This window comes from Hydrogenophaga sp. PML113 (genome assembly GCF_001777155.1).
Classification (GTDB): Bacteria; Pseudomonadota; Gammaproteobacteria; order Burkholderiales; family Burkholderiaceae_C; genus Hydrogenophaga; species Hydrogenophaga borbori.
In genome coordinates, this window is sequence record NZ_MIYM01000003.1 from 233,697 (window position 1) to 252,762 (window position 19,066).

The 19,066-nt window shown below is 73.3% G+C and carries 21 protein-coding genes; 9 read left to right on the top strand and 12 right to left on the bottom strand.

The annotated features are described in order from the left end of the window. Positions 1 to 57 precede the first annotated feature (57 nt). Positions 58 to 1,008 carry an adenylate/guanylate cyclase domain-containing protein gene (locus BHU06_RS07135; protein ID WP_070398466.1) on the bottom strand — a complete coding sequence of 317 codons (951 nt, stop codon included), beginning with the start codon at positions 1,006 to 1,008 and terminating at the stop codon, positions 58 to 60. A gap of 288 nt (positions 1,009 to 1,296) precedes the next feature. Here BHU06_RS07135 and BHU06_RS07140 point away from each other — a divergent pair, with 288 nt between their 5' ends. Continuing rightward, a complete protein-coding gene (locus tag BHU06_RS07140; protein WP_070398467.1) occupies positions 1,297 to 1,632 on the top strand; it encodes a hypothetical protein in 336 nt (111 codons plus the stop codon). 84 nt (positions 1,633 to 1,716) lie between these two features. On the opposite strand, the gene BHU06_RS07145 is transcribed toward BHU06_RS07140, so the two are convergent. Both BHU06_RS07145 and tadA read right to left on the bottom strand, forming a co-directional pair. After that, positions 1,717 to 2,664, bottom strand: coding sequence for an LD-carboxypeptidase (locus BHU06_RS07145; protein ID WP_070398468.1), 948 nt, complete (start codon positions 2,662 to 2,664; stop codon positions 1,717 to 1,719). After that, entirely contained in the window at positions 2,661 to 4,046 is a 1,386-nt protein-coding gene (tadA, locus tag BHU06_RS07150) for a tRNA adenosine(34) deaminase TadA (protein ID WP_070398469.1), read from the bottom strand. Before tadA ends, BHU06_RS07145 begins: the two co-directional genes overlap by 4 nt. Before the next feature lie 90 nt (positions 4,047 to 4,136). Between tadA and opgC the strand changes: the two genes are divergently transcribed. Beyond that, positions 4,137 to 5,270, top strand: coding sequence for an OpgC domain-containing protein (opgC, locus tag BHU06_RS07155; RefSeq protein ID WP_070398470.1), 1,134 nt, complete (start codon positions 4,137 to 4,139; stop codon positions 5,268 to 5,270). Between the two features lie 24 nt (positions 5,271 to 5,294). On the opposite strand, the gene BHU06_RS07160 is transcribed toward opgC, so the two are convergent. Next, positions 5,295 to 6,128 carry an SGNH/GDSL hydrolase family protein gene (locus tag BHU06_RS07160; RefSeq protein WP_070398471.1) on the bottom strand — a complete coding sequence of 278 codons (834 nt, stop codon included), beginning with the start codon at positions 6,126 to 6,128 and terminating at the stop codon, positions 5,295 to 5,297. Next, positions 6,125 to 6,751, bottom strand: coding sequence for an FMN-binding negative transcriptional regulator (locus BHU06_RS07165; RefSeq protein WP_070398727.1), 627 nt, complete (start codon positions 6,749 to 6,751; stop codon positions 6,125 to 6,127). Before BHU06_RS07165 ends, BHU06_RS07160 begins: the two co-directional genes overlap by 4 nt. A 145-nt stretch (positions 6,752 to 6,896) precedes the next feature. Between BHU06_RS07165 and BHU06_RS22415 the strand changes: the two genes are divergently transcribed. Continuing rightward, positions 6,897 to 7,097, top strand: a complete 201-nt coding sequence (locus tag BHU06_RS22415) for a hypothetical protein (protein ID WP_070398472.1) — start codon at positions 6,897 to 6,899, stop codon at positions 7,095 to 7,097. Between the two features lie 15 nt (positions 7,098 to 7,112). Here BHU06_RS22415 and BHU06_RS07175 read toward each other — a convergent pair whose 3' ends face one another. From BHU06_RS07175 to BHU06_RS07185, 3 genes are all read right to left on the bottom strand, one after another. Continuing rightward, positions 7,113 to 8,747: a long-chain-fatty-acid--CoA ligase gene (locus BHU06_RS07175; protein ID WP_070398473.1), complete on the bottom strand. Its 1,635-nt coding sequence runs from the start codon at positions 8,745 to 8,747 to the stop codon at positions 7,113 to 7,115. A 67-nt stretch (positions 8,748 to 8,814) separates the two neighbouring features. Next, positions 8,815 to 9,804, bottom strand: a complete 990-nt coding sequence (locus BHU06_RS07180) for a Bug family tripartite tricarboxylate transporter substrate binding protein (RefSeq protein WP_070398474.1) — start codon at positions 9,802 to 9,804, stop codon at positions 8,815 to 8,817. Positions 9,805 to 9,931: 127 nt separating this feature from the next. Next, positions 9,932 to 10,393 carry a MarR family winged helix-turn-helix transcriptional regulator gene (locus BHU06_RS07185; protein WP_070398475.1) on the bottom strand — a complete coding sequence of 154 codons (462 nt, stop codon included), beginning with the start codon at positions 10,391 to 10,393 and terminating at the stop codon, positions 9,932 to 9,934. Between the two features lie 104 nt (positions 10,394 to 10,497). Between BHU06_RS07185 and BHU06_RS07190 the strand changes: the two genes are divergently transcribed. The 4 genes from BHU06_RS07190 (at position 10,498) to BHU06_RS07205 (ending at position 14,092) form a co-directional block, all read left to right on the top strand. Then, positions 10,498 to 11,658 (top strand): acyl-CoA dehydrogenase family protein, encoded by a 1,161-nt coding sequence (locus BHU06_RS07190; protein WP_070398476.1) that lies wholly within the window; start codon positions 10,498 to 10,500, stop codon positions 11,656 to 11,658. Continuing rightward, entirely contained in the window at positions 11,655 to 12,143 is a 489-nt protein-coding gene (locus BHU06_RS07195; RefSeq protein ID WP_070398477.1) for a PaaI family thioesterase, read from the top strand. The genes BHU06_RS07190 and BHU06_RS07195 overlap by 4 nt, the downstream gene beginning before the upstream one ends. Positions 12,144 to 12,171: 28 nt before the next feature. Further along, complete coding sequence (locus BHU06_RS07200; protein ID WP_070398478.1) at positions 12,172 to 13,080, top strand: hypothetical protein; 909 nt, start codon at positions 12,172 to 12,174, stop codon at positions 13,078 to 13,080. A gap of 70 nt (positions 13,081 to 13,150) precedes the next feature. After that, on the top strand, positions 13,151 to 14,092 hold the full coding sequence (locus tag BHU06_RS07205; protein ID WP_083293029.1) for a RibD family protein: 942 nt from the start codon (positions 13,151 to 13,153) through the stop codon (positions 14,090 to 14,092). A gap of 3 nt (positions 14,093 to 14,095) precedes the next feature. Here BHU06_RS07205 and BHU06_RS07210 read toward each other — a convergent pair whose 3' ends face one another. The 4 genes from BHU06_RS07210 to BHU06_RS07225 are packed head-to-tail and all read right to left on the bottom strand — an operon-like array spanning position 14,096 to position 17,499. Next, complete coding sequence (locus BHU06_RS07210; RefSeq protein ID WP_139146981.1) at positions 14,096 to 14,950, bottom strand: class I SAM-dependent methyltransferase; 855 nt, start codon at positions 14,948 to 14,950, stop codon at positions 14,096 to 14,098. After that, a complete protein-coding gene (locus tag BHU06_RS07215) occupies positions 14,944 to 16,047 on the bottom strand; it encodes a glycosyltransferase family 4 protein (RefSeq protein WP_070398479.1) in 1,104 nt (367 codons plus the stop codon). Before BHU06_RS07215 ends, BHU06_RS07210 begins: the two co-directional genes overlap by 7 nt. Before the next feature lie 12 nt (positions 16,048 to 16,059). Continuing rightward, complete coding sequence (locus tag BHU06_RS07220) at positions 16,060 to 16,485, bottom strand: 6-carboxytetrahydropterin synthase (RefSeq protein WP_070398480.1); 426 nt, start codon at positions 16,483 to 16,485, stop codon at positions 16,060 to 16,062. Positions 16,486 to 16,506: 21 nt separating this feature from the next. After that, a complete protein-coding gene (locus BHU06_RS07225; protein WP_070398481.1) occupies positions 16,507 to 17,499 on the bottom strand; it encodes a zinc-binding alcohol dehydrogenase in 993 nt (330 codons plus the stop codon). Between the two features lie 112 nt (positions 17,500 to 17,611). On the opposite strand from BHU06_RS07225, the gene BHU06_RS07230 reads away from it, so the two are divergent. Next, positions 17,612 to 18,403 carry a CDP-alcohol phosphatidyltransferase family protein gene (locus BHU06_RS07230; RefSeq protein WP_070398482.1) on the top strand — a complete coding sequence of 264 codons (792 nt, stop codon included), beginning with the start codon at positions 17,612 to 17,614 and terminating at the stop codon, positions 18,401 to 18,403. Further along, on the top strand, positions 18,400 to 19,047 hold the full coding sequence (locus tag BHU06_RS07235) for a YceI family protein (protein ID WP_070398483.1): 648 nt from the start codon (positions 18,400 to 18,402) through the stop codon (positions 19,045 to 19,047). Before BHU06_RS07230 ends, BHU06_RS07235 begins: the two co-directional genes overlap by 4 nt. The last annotated feature ends 19 nt before the right edge of the window (positions 19,048 to 19,066 follow it).

Genomic DNA, 19,066 nt, shown 5'->3' on the forward strand with positions numbered 1-19,066 from the left:
TCCGATGACCCGGCGGCGCGGGTGCTGTCACGCAGGCGCGCGGCGCGCCCAGTGCGCTCAGCGCGCGCTGGCGGCGGCGCTGCGGGCGAGCGCCATGCTGCCGTCCATGAGCTTGAAGCTCACGGTGGGGGCGCTGAAATCGGAGAACGGCGCGCCCAGGGAAATCTCGCCGTCGCTGTGCAGCACACAGTCCTGGCGGCGCAACTGCACCACCGACTCGCTGCCCGCGAAACGCACCCAGGTGCCGTAGCTGCTCACGTCTTCCAGCACGTAGTTGCCGGAGACCATGCCGATGGTGGCGTGCATGCGAGAGACGCGCGGGTCGCTCACCACGAAGCTGGCCTCGGGCACGCGGCCGATGCGCAGCGGCAGGTCGCTGGAATTGAAGGTGCGCGTGGCGTCCAGCCAGGCGAGCTCGATGCCCGCGAAATCGGAGTCGTCCTTGGGCGTGATGGCGTGCAGGTCGGCCGGCACCGTGAGGAACTCGGACTGCATGTCCGCCTGCCACTCGATGCGGAACACCTCGCAGGTGTCGACCTTGCCCTTGATGCGCATGGCACCCAGGCTGCGGTTGCGCACCAGCGAGCGCGGCCCGAGCGACTGGATGACGGTGTCGCTGGCAAAGATCTGTTCCGGGCCGGCCAGGTCGCTCAGGCGCGAGGCCAGGTTCACCGCGTCGCCGAAGCAGTCGCCGTCCACCCACACCACCGAGCCGCGCGCCAGGCCGATCTGCATCAGCAGCTTGAGGTGGGCCGGCCACTGCTGCACGCGCTTGGCGTGCTCCTGCTGGATCTGCACCATGGAATCAACCGCGGCGCGGTTGTCGGCGAAGGCCAGCAGCACCCCGTCGCCCAGCATCTTGACCACGGTACCGCCGTTCGCCTGGCCGCGTGCGCCGATCCACTGCGTCAACTTGGTGACCGCCTTGGTGGCCCGGTCGTTGCCCAGTGTCTCGAACACGGACGTGCTACCGGTGAGGTCGACGAAGGCGATCGTGAGTTCGGGCATGGGGCTGGGAAAACCTGCGGGCGATTAGAGCATGGCGGTTCTCGCAGACCGTTACATCCTCAACCGATGCAAGTGGCGTTTGTGCGCCCCGAAAGGCCGACCGGGTTGTGGCACCCAGCCAACAATGAGTGCAAAAGGATTACTAAATTGAGGTAGTCCATGAAACTCCCGCGCTAAGCACATGATTTGCTGTTGTTTTTTTTGCCGTATCAAGACTTGCACGATTGCATCGACATGCTTCAGGTCGTATTCTGGCCAGCCCTTTCCTGTGATGGAACTCTCACGGTCATGCGTTGGTTCAAGCCCAGTCTCCGCAACAGCATCTCGGCCCTGCTAGGGCCGAGCGCGCGCGCGGACGACGAGGACGAGTTGGAGCCGGTGCGTGAGGCCATGCTGGCCGTGCTGGGTGAAGAAGGCGCCCGCCTGAACCCTTCGCTCAAGCGCCGGCTGAAGTTCATGCACGACGCGCACAGCCTCTGGTATGCGCGCGGCGAACTGGTCGCGGTGCTGAGCCGCGTGCACGGCGAGGCGCTGGCGGTTCACCGCGTGCAAAGCCTCTCGCCGGTGTTCCAGGGCCTGGTGCCCAAGGCCCTGATCGACGCTTCGCGCATCCGGCGGGTGTAAGCCCCACCCCGCCGCGCTTCGCGCGTCCCCCGCAAGGGACGGCACCGGCGGCCCGACGAAGCCGGTTCCGTGGTGCCTCCGGGCTCAATGCCCGTGGTGCCCATGGGGCTCATGCCCCCAGAAGATCAGCGCGTCGCGCCCCTCCACCACCAGATCGACCGTGCGGCCCACGGGCAGAAGCACTTTGGTGGGCACGTGGCCGAACGGCAGCCCGGTGTAGATGGGCGTCTTGGTCTTCGAGCGCAGCCATTGCGTCACGGTCTTGAGCGAGAAGCCCCGGTCGTAGCCCGGCACCGGCTTGAAGCGGTTGAACGCCCCCAGCAGCACGGCCTTCTGCGCGTCCAGCACGCCCGCCAGCAGCAGTTGGGTGAGCTGGCGCTCCAGCCGGTACGGGTGCTCACCCACGTCTTCCAGGAACAGCACCCCGCCTTTCACGGCCGGCAGGTATGGCGTGCCGACCAGCGAACACAGCACGCTCAGGTTGCCGCCCCACAGCGTGGCCTCGCGCACGTGCCGCTTCGGCTTGGCGGCGTGGGCCGGGGCGTCGGCCGCCGGCAGCGTCCAGCCCGAGCCCTCGGCCGACCCATCGAGCAGGTCGCCGAAACAGGCCAGCATGATCTCGTCGGGCTCGACCTCGGGGCCGAAGTCTTCGCCCAGCGCCGGGCCGGCCCAGGTGCTGGCGCCGGTCTTGGCCAGCAGCGCCAGCTGCAGCGCGGTGAAGTCGCTCAGGCCGACGAAGCGCGTGCCTTTTTCGATCGCCTTGGCGAGGGCCTTGTAGGGCAGCTCGGGCAGGAGGCGGGTGAGCCCATAGCCCCCGCGCGAGATCAGGGCCACGTCGGCACCGCTGGCCGCCGCGCGGCCGATGGCGGCCAGGCGCGTGGCGTCGTCGCCCGCGAAGCGCATGTGGGCACGCAGGGCGTCGGTGTCGATCTCGACCTCGTGGCCCAAGGCCTTGAGGCGCTGCACGCCGCGGCGGAACGCGGCCTTGTCGCGCACGGCGCTGGCGGGAGAGTAGATGTAGATGTGGCTCATGGGTTCGGGGATGAAAAATGCGCGAGCGCCGCGCGCGCGATGGGCCCGCCGTGTTCCTGCACGAAGTGGCCGGCCTGGGCCAGCAGCAGGGGTTCGGGGCAGCCTCGGATCTGCTCGCGCAGCGCGCGCATGACGGGCTCGCCGAGGACCGGGTCTTGCTGGCCGATGGCCATGAGGCTGCGCCCCTGCCACTGCTCGCGCCAGAAGCGGCGCGCCTCGCGGCTGACGGCGGCGCCGTCGCTGTCGGGAAACTCGGGGACCATGGGCGGGAAGGCGCGCAGCGCCGCGCGGTGGCCCTTGTCGGGGAACGGCGCGTCATAGGCGGCGCACTCGGCTTCGCTCATCTGCGGGTTGCCGCGCGCGAACAGGCGGCCGACCGAGAACTCGGGCTTGCTGGCGCACATCTCGCGCCAGGCCAGGAAGCCGGGCGACAGCGGCGAGTCGCCCGTGGCCAGGGTGGTGTTCATTACCAGCAGGCCGCGGTAACGCCCGGGCGCGGCCGGCGGCAGGGTCAGGCCCAGCAGACCGCCCCAGTCCTGCACGACCAGCACCACGTCGCGCAGGTCCAGCCGCTCGACGAATTCCAGCAGCACCTGGCGGTGCCAGGTGAAGCGGTGGGCCGCGTCCTTCTTGGGCTTGTCGCTCTTGCCGAAGCCGATGAGGTCGGGCGCGATCACGCGGTGACCGGCCGCCAGGAACACCGGCAGCATGTGGCGGTAGAGGTAGCTCCAGGCCGGGTTGCCGTGCAGGCAGAGCCAGGTCAGCGGGGCGTTGCGCGGGCCTTCGTCGAGGTAGTGCAGGCGCAGCCCGTCCAGCGCGGGCAGGTCGCTCAGGTACCGGGGCGCCCAGGGGTAGCCGGGCAGGCCCTCGAACGCGGCATCGGGCGTGCGCAGCGCGTCCTCGCGCAGGGGGTGGGGGTTCATTCGCCGCTCCTTGAAGAAGCTGCGCAGCAGCTCGGCGCCCTGCTCGGCCAGCACGCCGCCCCGCACCTGGGTCTGGTGGTTCAGTGGCGCCTGGGCGAACAGGTCGATCACGGAGCCGGCCGCACCGGTCTTGGGGTCGCTCGCGCCAAAGACCACGCGGTCCAGCCGCGCGTGCAGCATGGCGCCGCTGCACATGGCGCAGGGCTCCAGCGTCACATAAAGCGTGCAGCCATCGAGCCGGTAGTTGGCCAGGCGCCGCGCGCCCTCGCGCAGGGCCAGCATCTCGGCGTGCGCGCTCGGGTCGTGTGAGGCGATGGGGGCGTTGCGGCCGGTGGCGATCACCTGGCCGTCCTTCACCAGGACCGCGCCCACCGGCACCTCGCCGGCCTGGGCGGCGGCGCGGGCTTCGTCGAGCGCCAGGCGCATGAAGGCTTCGTCGCGTTCCGGGCTCGGCGTCATGCGGGCGAGTGTAGGCGAGCGCGCCGAATGCCCCCTGGGGCCCTCGCGCTCTGGCATGATCCTGGGTTGCCCAGGGAAAACCCTCAACAAATGACCGCCCCCCGCGCGAGCGGCCGGCAGTGGGAGCTCGACGCGCTGCGCGGCCTCATGCTGGTCCTCATGACCCTCACCCACATGCCGACCGGCTTCTCGCCGGTGCTGAGCCAGCCGTTCGGCTTCGTCTCGGCGGCGGAGGGCTTCGTCTTCCTGTCGGCCCTGCTGGCCGGGCGCGTGTACGGGGCGCGCGCCGAGCGGCAGAGCTTCGCCGAACTGCGCGGCGGCCTGTGGCGGCGCGCGGGCCGCCTGTACCTGTGCCAGCTGGCCCTGTTGCTGCTGGCCTTCACCCTGATCGCCTGGCTGGGCGTGGTGCGCCACCAGGGCGGCGTCACCGGCCTGCTGGAGTACTTCTTCATCGCCCCCGCCAGCGCCGTGGGCGCGGCCCTGGTGCTGCTGCACAACCCGCCGCTGCTGGACGTGCTGCCGCTCTACATCCTGTTCATGTTGATCACGCCCTGGCTGCTGGCGCACGGCCGGCGCCACGGCTGGCGCGGCCTGCTCTGCGCCAGCCTGCTGCTGTGGCTGGCCGAGCAATGGGGCCTGGGCGCGGCCCTGCACGGGCTGGCGGCGTCGGCCGGCTGGCCCGTGCCCTACAAGGACATGGGGGCCTTCCACCTCTTCGCCTGGCAGCTGCTGTGGGTGGGCGGTCTGTGCCTGGGCACGCGCCGCCAGCCCTGGCCGCGCGTGCGCTGGTGGCTTTGGGGACCGGCGCTGCTGCTGGCCGGCAGCACCCTGCTCTGGCGCCACATGGTGGGCCAGGACCCGATGCCCGGCGTGCCGGCCGTGGCCGCGCTGTTCGACAAGTGGTCCCTGGGCCAGCTGCGCCTGCTCAATGGCGCGGCCCTGGTCGTCCTGCTGCTGGCCAGTGCGCCCCTGTGGCGGGCGCTGCCCCGCCCGCGCCCGCTGGAGCTGCTGGGCCGCCAGTCGCTGCCGGTGTTCTGCGCCCACCTGGTGATCGTGCTGTTCACCCTGGCCTTCTTCGGCTCGGTCGAGACCCTGCGGCCCCGGCAGACCGACGCCCTGCTGCTGGCCGCCGCCTTCGCCGGCCTGTTCGCGGTGGCCCTGGCGGCGCAGTGGCGCGACCAGGGCGGCCGCCGGCGCCCACGCCTGGCCAGCGCGCTGCGCTGAGCGGCGGGGCGGCGGCCCGCCGCGTCAGAGCTTCAGGCGTGCCGCGATGAGCTCGCGCCAGATGCCGTAGCCCGTGGCGTTGAGGTGCAGGCGGTCGGCGCCGAACAGGTCGGGCCGCGGCCGCCCGGCCTCGTCCAGCATGGCGCCGTACACGTCGATGAAATCGAGCTGCGGGTGGCCTTCGGTGTAGGCCTTGACGAGCCGGTTGGTGGTTTGTATCGCGGGCAGCAGCGCCTCGCGCGCCGGGCTGGGCTTGATCGAGACAAAGGCGATGCGCGTGTTCGGCGCCGCCTGCAGCACCTGTTGCACGAAGCGCTCGTAGCGCAACAGCACCTCGGCCGGCGTGGCGCCTTCGTCCAGGTCGTTCTCGCCGGCGTAGAGCACCACCTGGCGCGCCTGGTAGGGCAGCACCAGCCGATCGACGAAGGCCACGCAGTCGGCCAGGCGCGAGCCGCCAAAGCCGCGCTTGATCACCACCGGCTGCTGCTGGAAGGCCGCTTCCAGCTTGTCCCACAGGCGGATGGAGGAACTGCCCACGAACAGCACCCCACCGGGCGGCGGACGGGCCAGCCGGTCCTGTTCGGCAAAGGCCTGCAGGCTGCTGCGCCAGCGCAGCTCGGCCGCCGCCACGTCGAACGGGGTGGGGTTGGGCGTGGGCCGGGCGGGCGGTAGGGCACTGGCCGGCGGCGGCAGGTTCACCAGGCGCTCGACGGCGCTGGTGGTGGCGAGGCCGGCCGGCGCGGCGCCAGTCGAGGCGGCCGAAGCGGGGGTGGCGCCTTGCGCCGAGGCCAGCGGGGCCAGCGCGGCGCCGAGCGCGCCCGCGGCCAGCCGGCGGAACATCGCGGAACGGTCGTTCATGTGTCGGGGGTGCCCAGGCCGAGCCGGCGCATCCAGCCCGCCAGGGCCTGCGCCTGCTCGCCGCCCTGTTCGTACAGGCGCAGCATCGCCGCGTGGGATTCGCGGCGGTGCTGGTTGAGCTTCACCTTGCAGCGAAGTTCCAGCACCCGCAGCTCCATGGCGTGGATGCCCTTCATCATGTTCTGCTGGAAGTCCTCGGGCAGGCCACGCCACTGCTCGGCGTAGGCTGGGTCGTGGTCGTGGATGAGGTGCTTGAGCAGGCGGTCCTTGTCCTCGAAGGACTCGATGAAGCCCACCTGCACGCGCGCCTGCACTGTCAGGTAGTTCCAGGTGGGCACGCGCTGCAGGTCGGGGTAGACGCGCGGCGTGAGGTAGGCTTGCGGGCCGTTGAACACCACCAGCGCCTGAGGCCGGGCGCGCAGGTGCTCGGCCTGCGGATTGGGCTTCGCCACATGGCCGAGCAGGGTGAGGCCGCCGCCCTCTTCCAGCACGTGCAGCGGCAGCGGCGTGACGAAGGGAAAGCCCTCATCGTCGGTGGAGATGAGCTGCGCGAAGGGGTGCGCGCGCATCAGCTCGAGCGCGATCGTGGGGTCCTTGGCGGCGAATTGGGGCGGTAGGTACATGCGGCGGGTGGGCCGGGGGCGGGCCCAGGCCCGGTCCATCCAGCGGATTGTTTCATATGCAATCGGCGCCGCCGCCCGGTGTGTTGCCGCTGTCACGGGGGGAAACCATGATCGGCGCCAACACCCGTCGCCGCCGGAGCCTCCCATGCCGAACCCGTTCAAGTCCCTGTCGCTGACCCTGTTCGCCGGTGTGCTCCTGTGCCTGGCTTTCGCCGTCGCTGCCTGGCGCACGGGGCGGCTGGCCTGGTGGGGCGCGGAAGGCCTGGCCGTGGTGGCGCTGGTCGGCGCCTTGCGCCTGCGCCGCCGGTCCCGCCGCGTGGACCCGGAGCGTTGGGCCAGCTTCTGACGGTTCGCACCGGCCTCAGCCGCCGCTGAACACGCCCCCGTAGCGCTTGCGCAGCTCGTTCTTCTGCACCTTGCCCGTGCCACCCACGGGCAGCGCGTCGAGGAAGACCACGTCCTCCGGCACCCACCACTTGGCCACGCGCTCGGCCAGGAACGCCAGGATCTCGGGCTTCTCCAGCGCGGCACCGGGCTTGCGCACCAGCAGCAGCAGGGGACGCTCGTCCCACTTGGGGTGCTTGATGCCGATGACCGCCGCCTGCGCCACCGCCGGATGGCCGGCGGCGGCGTTTTCCAGGTCGATGGAGCTGATCCATTCGCCGCCGCTCTTGATCACGTCCTTGGTGCGGTCGCGGATGGTCATCACGCCGTCGGGCGCGATGGTGGCGATGTCGCCGGTGGGGAACCAGCCGTCCACCAGGGCCGTGCGATCGGCCTTGTGGTAACGCTCCACGATCCACTGCCCACGCACCATCAGCTCGCCCTGCGACACGCCGTCGCGCGGCAGCGTGGCGCCCTGCTCGTCCACCACCTTGATCTCGATGCCCGAGACCACCTTGCCCTGGCGCGCGACGATGGCGTGGCGCTCGTCGGCCGGTCGCTCCCAGTCGGCGGCGCTCAGGTTGCTGAGCGTGGCGATGGCGGTGGTTTCCGTCATGCCCCAGCCGTGGCGCACCTCCACGCCGTAGGCCTCGTTGAACTTTTCGATCAGCGCGCGCGGCATGGCCGAGCCGCCCACGCAGGTGCGATGCATGGTGGAGAAGCGCAGGCCGCCCTGCTCCACGTGCTGCAGCAGGCCCATCCAGATGGTGGGCACGCCGGCGCTGATGGTCACCTTCTCGGCCTCCATCAGCTCATACAGGCTGGCGCCGTCCAGGCGCGGGCCGGGCAGCACGATGCGCGCGCCCGCCACCATGGCCGCGTACGGAATGCACCAGGCGTTGATGTGGAACATGGGCACCACGGGTAGGACGCTCTCGCGCGTGGACAGGCCCAGCACGTCGGGCAGGCAGGCGGTGGTGGCGTTGAGCACGATGGAGCGGTGCGAATACAGCACGCCCTTGGGGTGGCCGGTGGTGCCCGAGGTGTAGCAAAGCACCGCGCCGGTCTTCTCGTCGAACTCGGGCCAGTCGAAGGTGTCGGGCTGGCCGGCGATCAGGTCCTCGTAGGCCAGCGGCGTGGCCGCCGCCGGGCTCGGCGTGTCGGGCAGGTGCTCACGCTCGCTCAGGCAGACCCAGGCCAGCACCCGCGGGCACTTCGCCGCGATGGCCTGCACCAGCGGCGCGAAGGTGCTGTCGAACAGCACCACGCGGTCCTCGGCGTGGTTGAGGATGTAGACCAACTGCTCGGGGTGCAGGCGCGGATTGCAGGTGTGCATCACCATGCCGCTGCCCGAGACGGCGTAATAGGCCTCCAGGTGGCGGTGGTTGTTCCAGGCGATGGAAGCGACTGCGTCCCCGGGCTGCAGGCCCAGGCCGCGCAGCGCGTTGGCGAGCTGGCGCGCGCGCCGCGCGATCTGGGCGATGCTCAGGCGCACCGTGGGACCGTGCGTCTCGCGCGACACCACCTCCTGCGTGGCGTGCTGCGCGGCGCCGTGTTCCAACAGGCCCGAGATCAGCAGCGGGCGGTCCATCATCAGGCCGGGTTTGAGCATGGGGGTCTTGTCTCCGTAGGCTGGTCCCGGGCGTGCGGTGCGCCCGGGAAGTGGGTGGTGGTGCCGCTCAGCTGTCCGCCGTGAACCCGATGGACTTGACGATCGGCCCCCAGATTTTGATGTCGCGTTGCAGTGCGGCGGCCAATTCCGAGGGCGTCGAAGGGCTGGACTCCATGCCCGCGCTGTGCAGGGTCTCGATCACCTCGGGCGCCTTGAGCGCCTGGTGCAAGGCCGCGTTGAGGCGGCGCACCGCCTCGTCGGACGCCTTGGCGGGCAGGTAGAAGCCGTACCACTCGTCGAACACCAGATCCTTGAAGCCCTGCTCCGCCAGCGTGGGCACCTGCGGCGAAAAGCGGCTGCGCTTGGCGCCCGAGCTGGCCAGCAGGCGCAGCTTGCTGTTGGGCGTCATGTGGCTGAGGAAGGTGCCCAGCGGCGAGCACAGCGCGGGCAGGCTGCCGCCGATGAGGTCCTGCAGTGCCGGCGTGGAGCCCCGGTAGCCCACGTGCGTGACCTCCACGCCCGCGGCGCGGCCCAGCGTCACGGCGGTGAAGTGCAGCGTGGAGCCGGTGGCCGGCGAGCCGATGTTGGCCTTGGCCGGGTTGGCCTTGAACCAGGCCATGAGGCCGGGGATGTCCTTCACGCTCTCCGGCACGCCCGGGCCCACGGCGATGCCGTAGTCGAAGCTGGCGCCCATGCTCACCGGCGTCACGTCGGCCGCCGGGTCGTAGGGCAGCTTCTTGTAGGTGAAGGGGTAGACGCCCAGCATGGACATGGGCGTGAGCAGCAAGTGGCTGCCGTCGGCCGGCGCGCCCTTGAGCGCGGTCACGCCGAGCTGGCCGCCCGCGCCGGCGCGGTTTTCCACCACCACCGCCTTGGCGTGGCCGGCCTGCACCAGCTTCTCGCCCACCTTGCGGGCCAGGGTGTCGGGCGTGGTGCCGGCCGGGAAGCCGACAAAGAGGCGCACGGTGTCGGCGGCCTGGGCGCGGGCCAGGGGGGCGGCGCCCAGCAGCAAGCCGGCGCCGGCGGCGCCGAGGAGGTGGCGGCGGTGAAGGGGCATGGGTTTGTCTCCGGTGTGATGAACTCAAATTGTCAACCTTGGTTGACTTAATGGATTCTCAAACCGTCCACCGGACGCGTCAACCCGCCTGGGGCGCTTCGGCGCCAGGGCTTTCCCTAGTCGCCCGTCAATCGCCTTCTGGCGCGCCCATTTCCGGCCAGGGCAAGGCCAGGATGCGGCGCAGCTCCTCCACGTTGTCCTTGCCGATGTGGCGGGCCAGCTCCTCCTCCATGCGCACGAAGGCGGCGGCGGCTTCCTCGGACATGCGCCAGCCCTTCTGCGAGAAACGCAGCAGCTTGACGCGGCCGTCCTCCTCGCTCGGCACGAACTCCACCAGGCCCAGGCGCTCGGCCTCCAGCGCGAGCTTGTGCACGGCCTGGCGCGACACGCCCAGCCGGCGCGCCAGCTCCGACAGGCCCAGCGGGCGCCCGCCCAACTGCGCGAACAGGCGGTTCATGGCGGTGGTGAGGTGCGGGTAGCCCTCCAGGTGGGCCCCCTGCACCACGCGCGCTTCCATCCAGTCGGATCGGGCCATCAGCAGGTGGCGCAGCAACTGCTTGTGCGGGGTGGCGGTCGGGGTCTTGGGCATGGGTTTCCTCGGGACTCGGTGGGCGAGCGTGGCAGAGCCGTCGTATTTGTCAACCAAAATTGACAAAATAGCAGTTTCAAGCCAACCACCCGAGGAGATTGTCCATGCCCCACGCCAGCCGGCCGCTGTTTGGCCCCGAGCACCAGAGCTTTCGCGACCAGGTGCGCCGCTTCTGCGAACGCGAGATCGCGCCCCACCACGCCGATTGGGAGGCCGCGCACGGCGTGCCGCGCGAGCTGTGGCGCCGCGCCGGCGAGCTGGGCCTGCTGTGCGCCTGGTTGCCCGAAGCCGACGGCGGCCCGGGCGCCGACCTGCTGTACGACCTCATCGTCTGCGAAGAACTGGGCCGCATCGGCGCCACCGGCCCGGGATTTCCACTGCACTCGGTGATCGTGGCGCCCTACATCGCCCACCACGGCACGCCCGCGCTGAAGGCGCGCGTGCTGCCCGGCATGGCCAGCGGCGAGCGGGTCGGCGCCATCGCCATGACCGAGCCCGGTACCGGTAGCGACCTCGCGCGCATCCGCACCCGGGCCGAGCGCGACGGCGATCACTGGGTGATCCACGGCCAGAAGACCTTCATCACCAACGGCCATCACGCCGACGTGGTCGTGGTGGCCTGCAAGACGGAGCCCGAACGCGGCGCGCGCGGCGTCTCGCTGTTCGTGGTGACGGCCGACACGCCCGGCTTTTCGCGCGGACGCAAGCTGCACAAGATCGGCCAGCACGCGCAGGACACGGCCGAGCTGTTCTTCGACGGCGTGCGCGTGCCGGCGGACCACCTGCTGGGCGAGGCCAACCAGGGTTTTCGCTACCTCATGCGGGAGCTCGCGCAGGAGCGCCTGCTGGTCTCCGTGCAGTGCCAGGCGCGCGCCGAGGCGGCCTTTGAAGGCACCGTGCGCTACACGCAGCAGCGCCAGGCCTTCGGCCAGCGCGTGGCCGACTTCCAGAACACCCGATTCCAGCTCGCCGGCCTGTGGGCCGAGCTGCAGGCCGGGCGGGCCTACTGCGACCAGCTCATCGCCCGCCACCTGGACGGCGGGCTGGACGCGGTCGACGCCTCGGCGGGCAAACTCTGGCACTCGGAGCTGCTGGGCCGGGTCACCGACACCTGCCTGCAGCTGCACGGGGGCTACGGCTACATGGCCGAATACCCCATCGCCCGCGCCTACGTCGACGCCCGCATCGAGCGCATCTACGCTGGCACCTCGGAAATCATGAAAGAAGTCATCGCGCGCGCCGTGTGCGACCAGCCCGCCCCATGAACCCCAGCCGCTTCGGCAACCCCGACCAGGCGCTCATCCAGCGCTTCCTCGACCAGGGCGCCCGGCCCCTGCCCGTGGACTCCAACCCCATGGCCCTGGCCCTGGGCGCCACGCTGGTGGCGCTGGACCGCGAAGCCGGCACGGTGTCCATCGATTTCCAGCCCCAGGCCCTGTTCGTGCAAGGCACGGGCGTGCTGCAGGGCGGCGCGCTCAGCGCCATGCTGGACTTCGCCATGGCCTTTGCCACGCTGGCGCGACTGCCGCCCGAAGGCAGCTGCGCCACCACGAATATGAGCACCGCCTTCCTGCGGCCCGCGCCGCTCGGCCGCTACCGCGCCAGCGGCAGCGTGGACCGCTGCGGCAAGGCCCTGGCTTTCGCCCAGGCCCGTCTGCTGGAAGCGGCCAGCGGGCGGCTGGTGGCCACGGCCTCGTCCACCCTCGCGGTGATCGGCCCGGCCTTGCAGCCGCGCGGGCCGGTGGGATGATGGCGGACCCCGGTCCCGCCAGCCCGCGATGGCCTCCTTCGTCCACCACCCCGCTTTCCAGAGCCTGCTGCTGCCGGCCCTGCTGTGCCTGGCCTGCCTGGGCGCGCTGCGTGCGGGTCTGGGCACCGCGCGCGGGCCCTGGGTCTCGCTGGGCGCGGCGCTGGGCCTGGTGCTGGCCCTGGCCGCCTGGCCCGGCCTGAGCTGGCCGGCGTCCAGCCAGGCGCACAAGCTGCCCTGGGTGGTGCTGGCGAGCCTGTTGGCCATGGTCCCCGCGCTGGCCCTGGCCAGCACGCGCCCCGCCGCCCGCCACCATCCGATGTGGCCCTGGCTGCTGGCGGCCTTGGCCTGGGGCGCCGCCTCAGCCTGGCTGCTGGGGCTGGCCTCGCCGCTGCGCCTGCTGCTGGCGGCCGGCGGCGGCGCGCTGGCGCTGGGCGTGTTGGCGTGGTCCACCGAAGCGCCGGGCGCCGAGCCCACAGCAGCGGCCGGCTCGGCCGGGGCCTTGGCGGTGCTGCTGATGGGCCTGGTGGGCATGGGGGTCCTGGCGGGTTCGCTGCTGCTGGCGCAGCTGGCGCTGATGGCGGCCGTCGCCACCGCCGTGCTGGGCCTGTGGGCCTGGACCGGACCACGCGCGGGGGTGCGCGTGGGGGCCGCCGCGCTGATGCCGCTGGCCAGCGCGGCCCTGGCCCTGCTCTGCCTCAACCTGCTCAGTGGGCAGGTGCCGGCGGGCGTGCCGGCCCTGCTGCTGCTCGCGCTCACGGCGCCCTGGTGGCTGGCCCGCCGGGCCGGGGCCGCGCGGCACTGGCGCTGGCGGCCGCTGGTGGTGGCGCTGCTGGCGGCCATTCCCGTGCTGGCCGCGCTGGGCTGGCAGGCCATGTGGCCGGGCGATGCGGGCGCCGGCGCGGCCGGCGACGACCCCTACTACACGCCGCGCTGGTGAGCGGCGCCCGCGCCGCCATCGGGGCCGGCCCTGGGTAGGCGTTCGGCGAACCCGATGCGATGATGGCCGCATGCCGTCCAGCCCCCGGTCCGCGCGCCCTGCCCCAGCCCCCAACGAGCCCGGCTCGGCCGCGCTGTCGGACGTGCCGGCCGACTGGCCGGCCCTGTGGGAGCAGGTGCTGGCGGCGCGCGAGGGCCGCGCGGTGCCGGCGTCCCGGCGCGCCACGCTGGCCTGGCGGGCGGATGCCGGCTGGTGCATCCGGGGCCCGGTGAGCGCCCGCGCCGCCGCCCTTTTCGATCTTTACAAACCCTTGCTCGACGCGCGCGCCGCCCGCGGCGCGCCCTGGGTGGTGGCCCAGATGGGCCAGAGCCTCGACGGCTTCGTGGCCACGGCGACGGGCGACTCCTACTACGTGAACGGGGCGCACAGCCTGGTGCACCTGCACCGCCTGCGCGCGCTCTGCGACGCGGTGCTGGTGGGCGCCGGCACGGTGGCCATCGACAACCCCCAGCTCACCACGCGCCGCGTGCCCGGCCCGAACCCGGTGCGCCTGCTGCTGGACCCCGAGGCCCGGCTCGACGGCACCTCGCGCGCGCTGCGCGATGGCCAGTCCCCCACGCTGTGGCTGTGCGACGCACGCCACGCGGCCCGGGCGCGCGAGCGCCTGGGCCGCGGCGCGCCCGGCGCCGAGGTGCTGCCCGTGGCCGGACTGAGCGCGGGGCCCGGCGAAGCGCGCGGCCCCGACGCGCGGCGCCTGCTCGCCGCGCTGGCCGAACGGGGTCTGCGCGTGCTCTTCGTGGAAGGCGGCGGCGTCACGGTGTCGCGCTTTTTCGCGGCCGGCGTCCTGCAGCGGCTGCACCTGTCGGTGGCGCCGGTGCTGGTGGGCGACGGCCGGCGCGGCCTGCGCGTGCCCGCGCGCGAGGTGATGGCGGAGTGCCCCCGCCCGCCCGCGCGCCTGGTGGTGCTGGGCGACGACATGCTCTGGGATCTGGACCTCGCGGCGCTGGGCTGAGCGCTACGCCGGTACCGCCAGCAGCTCCAGGTGCCCCACGCGCACGCGCCCCGTGGCCGCGAGCGCGAGGCGGCGCTGCCGCCACGCCCCCACCCGCGCCGCTTGCGACGGGTCCTGCTCGGCGGCGGCGCGCGCCATGCCTTCGATCAGCGCGCGCTGCAGGGCCAGGCCGTCCCCCCCGATGCGCCAGTCGCTGCGCGCGAGCCGCACACGGTAGCCCTGCTCGCGCAGGCGAGCGGCCAGCCGCGGCACCGCCCGCGCGCCCAGCGCGGGGCCGAAGCCCTTGTCGCCTTGCTGGTGGGCGGCGAAGAGGCGCTGGATGGCGCCATCGTCCGCGTCCGCCGGGCCCCAGTGGTGGCGGCCATCCACGCTGAGCGACAGGAGCAGCGGCACGCGGGCCGCTGCCGCCAGCGCGGCCAGTTGCCGCAGCCAATCGGCCCCCACCAGATCGAGCAGGGCCGAGGCGGTGACCAGGTGGGCCGCGTGCCAGGGCAGCGTGGGCAGATCGCGCGCGAGATCGAGACGCCGGCGCACGATCTCCACGCCGCCGTCCCGCCATCGCAGCCGGTCGCCCGCGATCGGTTCGAATCCGGGCTGCGACGCCCATCGCCGCAGCAGCGCGGCGTCGTGGTCGAGCACCAGCCACTGCTGCGCGCCGCCCAGGCGCGGCGCCAGCCAGCGCAGGTTGGCGCCCGTGCCGCAGCCCAGGTCGATCACGCGCCAGGGGCCGTCGGCGGGCCGGCATGCCAGCAGGGGTGGCAGCAGCCGCGCGGCGGCCGTGTCGCGCGCGGCCGCGTCGAAGGGCTCGCGCAGCGCGAGCCAGCCGGCGCTGAAGCGCGCGCCGCGGGCCTTCACCACGCCAGCCCCCACACGCGGTCCAGCACGGCCTCGAAGCGCTCGGCCTGCTGGTCCCAGGACGGCAGCGCCCGCGCGGCCTGCCACGCGGCGTCGGCCCAGCGTTCGCGCAAGGTCCGGTCGGCGATGGCCGTGGCCAGCGCGGCCCGCCAGGCGCCCGCGTCGCCGGGCGGCACCAGCAGGCCGGCCCCCGCCGGCACGGTCTGCGCCAGCGCGCCCGCGCGGCTGGCCACGATAGGCAGGCCGTGCATCAGGGCCTCGTTGACGACCATGCCGAAGCCCTCGTGCAGCGAGGCCAGCACGAACAGGTCGGCGCTGGCGTAGCGCGCCTGCAGCGCCTCGGCGCTCAGCTCGCCGTGCCAGTGCACCCGCTGCGCCAGCGGGCCGCCCGCGGTGCGCGCGTGCAGCGCGGCGGCCAGCGCCGGGTCGCGCGCGGCGCTGCCCACGCAGTGCAGCGTCCAGTCGAGCGCCAGCAGGCCGGACAGCGCGTCCAGCAGCACGGCATGCGCCTTGCGCGGGGTGAGCGTGGCAACGCAGAGCAGCTGCACGCCGCCGCCCTCCGGGCCGGCACGGCCCGGCGCACCCGCGCCGGCCGCGGTGAAGCCCGGCGCCGCCACCGCATCGTTGCCCGGTTCCACCACCGTGATGCGGTCCGGCGGCACACCCAGCTCGGCCACGTCCCGCGCGGTCTGCCCGCTCACCGCCACCACCCAGCGCGCGTGCCGCAGGGCCGCGCTTTCGCGCTCGCGCAGCGCCTGGGCGGCGGCCGCGTCCAGCCCGGTTTCCAGGTGCAGCGGGTGGTGCACCAGCGCCAGCCAGCGCAGCCGCCGCGCGTGCGGCGCCACCACCTCGCCCAGTGCGCCGAAGGCCAGGCCGTCGGCCACCACGCACTCGCCATCGGGCAGCGCGGCGATGGCGCGGCGCGCCTCGGCCAGGCTGGCTTCGTCGGGCCGGGGCCAGGCGCCGTCCAGGCGCAGCCATTCCACCGAGGCGCCGCGCGCGCGCAGCGACTCGACCAGCCGCCGGTCGTACCGGTAGCCGCCGGTGAGCGTGCGCCAGTCGCCCGGGATCAGCAGCCGGCAGTGGCGCGCGGCGGGCATGCGTGGGGGCCCTCAGGCGGCGGGCAGCGCCGCCTCGTACGAAGCCGAGGCCACATGCGATTCGTTCAGCGTCACGCGCATCGCCGCCAGCCCGCCCGTGGCGCCGCCCGGCACCGCGTGCGGGCCCAGCGCGCCGGCGGCGATGCGCGCCGCCAGGCGCTCGAACAGGGCGTGCGCCAGGAACTCGGTGGTGGTGTTGCGGCCGGCGAACTCGGGCGCCTCGTCGAGGTTGCGGAAGTTCAGCCGCGCCAGCTCTTCGCGCAGCAGCTGCGTGGCCAGGCCGATGTCGACCACCAGGCCGTCCGGGTCCAGCGCCGGGCGGCGCAAGGCCAGGTCCACCACGTAGGTGGCGCCGTGCAAGGCCTGCGCGGGGCCGAAGACCGCGCCGCGGAAGCTGTGCGCGATCATGAAGTGGTCTCGGACGGTGAGCGTGAACATGCGGTGGGATCGGGGTGGGGGTCAGTCGGGGTAGTCGATGCGCTGGCACAGGGTCTCGCTGTCGCCGCCGGCCAGGCGCGCCAGCACCTGGGGAAGCTCGTCGAAGCGCGCGTGGTGGGTGACGAGCCGGTCCAGCACCGGGTCCTTCAGCAGGGACAGCGCCAGCCCCAGCCGGCGCGCGTGGGTCCAGCGCGCGCGCTGCGCGGTGGCCACCTGCCCCACCTGGGAGCTGCGCAGCGTGAGCCGCTGCGCGTGAAACCCCTGGCCCAACGGCAACGGCACCGCGCGGGTGCCGTACCAGCTCAGCTCCAGCACCGTGGCCTCGAAACCGGCCAGGCCCAGGGCGGTGGACAGGCCGTCGGGCTGGCCACTGGCGTGGATGACCAGATCGGCCTCGGGCCGCGCGGCCCCGGGCAGGGCGAAGCCGGCGCCGAGCGCGCGCGCCACCTCGGCGCGCGCGGGCGCGGTGTCCACCACCTGCACCTCGCAGCCCGGCAGGCGCGCCGCCAGCCAGGCCACCAGCAGGCCGAGGGTGCCGCTGCCCACCACGCTGATGCGCTCGCCCAGGCGCGGCGCGGCGTCCCACAGGGCGTTGATGGCGGTCTCCAGGTTGGCCGCGAGCACCGCGCGCGCGGGCGGCACCCCCTCGGGCAGCGGCGCCACGGCGTCGGCGGGCACCTGGTAGAGGGTCTGGTGCGGGTGCAGGCAGAACACGGCGCGGCCCCGCAGGTGCGCCGGGCCGGCCTCGACCACGCCCACGCTCACGTAGCCGTACTTCACCGGCGCCGGAAACTCACCGGCCTGGAATGGCGCGCGCATGCGCCGGGCCTCGCTGGCGGGCACCTCGCCGCGGAACACCAGGGTCTCGGTGCCCCGGCTCACGCCGCTGTGCAGGGCGCGCACGCGCACCTCGCCTTCGCGCAAGGGGGGCAGGGTTTCCGCGCGGATCTCGGCGCGCAAGGGCCCGGTGATCCAGCAGGCCTGGGCCGTGGCGGTGGTGGTGGCGGCGGTCAAGGTGGTGGGCGGTGGCGTGGGTCGGACCGGACAGCAGGGCTTGCGCCCAGGCGCCAAGACGAGGAACCTCAGGGTTCGCCGTTCATCTTAGAGGCCCCCTCGCGCCAACGCCATGCACCCCGCCGCCGCGACCCTCGCCCCGCCGGCCCTGGACCCGGCCCTGCGGCTGCAGGCCGCCCGCGCCCTGGCCGGCGCGGGGCTGGCGCTGCTGCTGGCGGCCGGCGGCATCGGCCTGTGGGGTGGACTGGGCCTGGACTACCCGCTCAAGGCCCTGCTGGCCTACGCCCTGGGCGCCGCGCTGGTGTGGCGCGGCCTGGCCCTGGGTGGCCACCCGCACCGCCGCTTCGGCGCGGCCAACCGCGTCACGCTGGGCCGCCTGGCCGGCATGGCGCTGGTGGCCGCGCTGCTGGGCGAGGCCGTGCCCGCCGCGCCGCCCTCGGCCCAGCCCGGGGGTGGCTGGGCGCTGATCGCCTGGGCGACGGTGGTCGCGCTGCTGGACGCGTTGGACGGCACCCTCGCCCGCCGCCAGGGCCTGGCCAGCCCCTTCGGCGCGCGCTTCGACATGGAGACCGACGCGGCCTTCCTGCTGGCGCTCAGCGCCCTGGTCTGGCAGGCCGGCCAGGCGGGGCCCTGGGTGCTGGCCTCAGGCCTGATGCGCTATGCCTTCGTGGCCGCCGCCGCGTGCTGGCCCTGGCTGGGCGGCCCGCTGCCGCCCAGCGTGCGCCGCCAGGCGGTGTGCGTGGCGCAGATCACCGCGCTCATCGTCTGCCTGGGGCCCAGCGTGCCGGCGCCGCTGGCCTCGGCCCTGGCGGCGGGGGCGCTGCTGCTGCTCGGCGCCTCGTTCGGCACCGACATCGTCTACCTGGCGCGCCAGCGCGCCGCCGCCCCGGAGACCCGCGCATGAACACCGTCCCCGCCCCCTTCGCCCCCCTGCCCCCCCACCCGCGCCGCCGCCTGCTGGCCGCCGGCGCCGCCCTGGCCGCCGCGCTGCTGCTCCCTCCCACGGCCGCGATGGCCCAGGCCGCGCGCTACGAGCTCGACCCCGACCACATCACCATCGCCTTCCTGGTCGAGCACATCGGCTATGCCAAGGTGCTGGGCCTGTTCCGCTCCGCGCGCGGCAGCTACCGCTTCGACGAGGCCAGCGGCACGCTGACGGACGTGCGCATCGAGGTGGAGACCGCCAGCGTCTTCACCAATCAGCGCAAGCGCGACGAACACCTCAAGGGCCCGGACTTCCTCAACAGCGGCGAATTCCCGCGCATGGTCTTTACCGCCAGCGGCGCCAAGCGCACCGGCGAGCGCCAGTTCGAGGTCGCCGGCCAGCTGGAGCTGCTGGGCAAGGCCCTGCCGCTCACCCTGCAGGCCACTTGGAACAAGAGCGCCGAGTCGCCTCTGGGCGGGCCGGGCCGCAAGCCCTACACCATGGGCGTATCGGCGCGCGGCAGTTTCAAGCGCAGCGCCTACGGCATGAACTACGCGGTGGCCAACGGCTGGGTGGGCGACGAGGTGCCGCTTATCATCGAGTTCGAGGCGGTGCGGCAGTGAAGGCCCGGCCCGGTCGGCG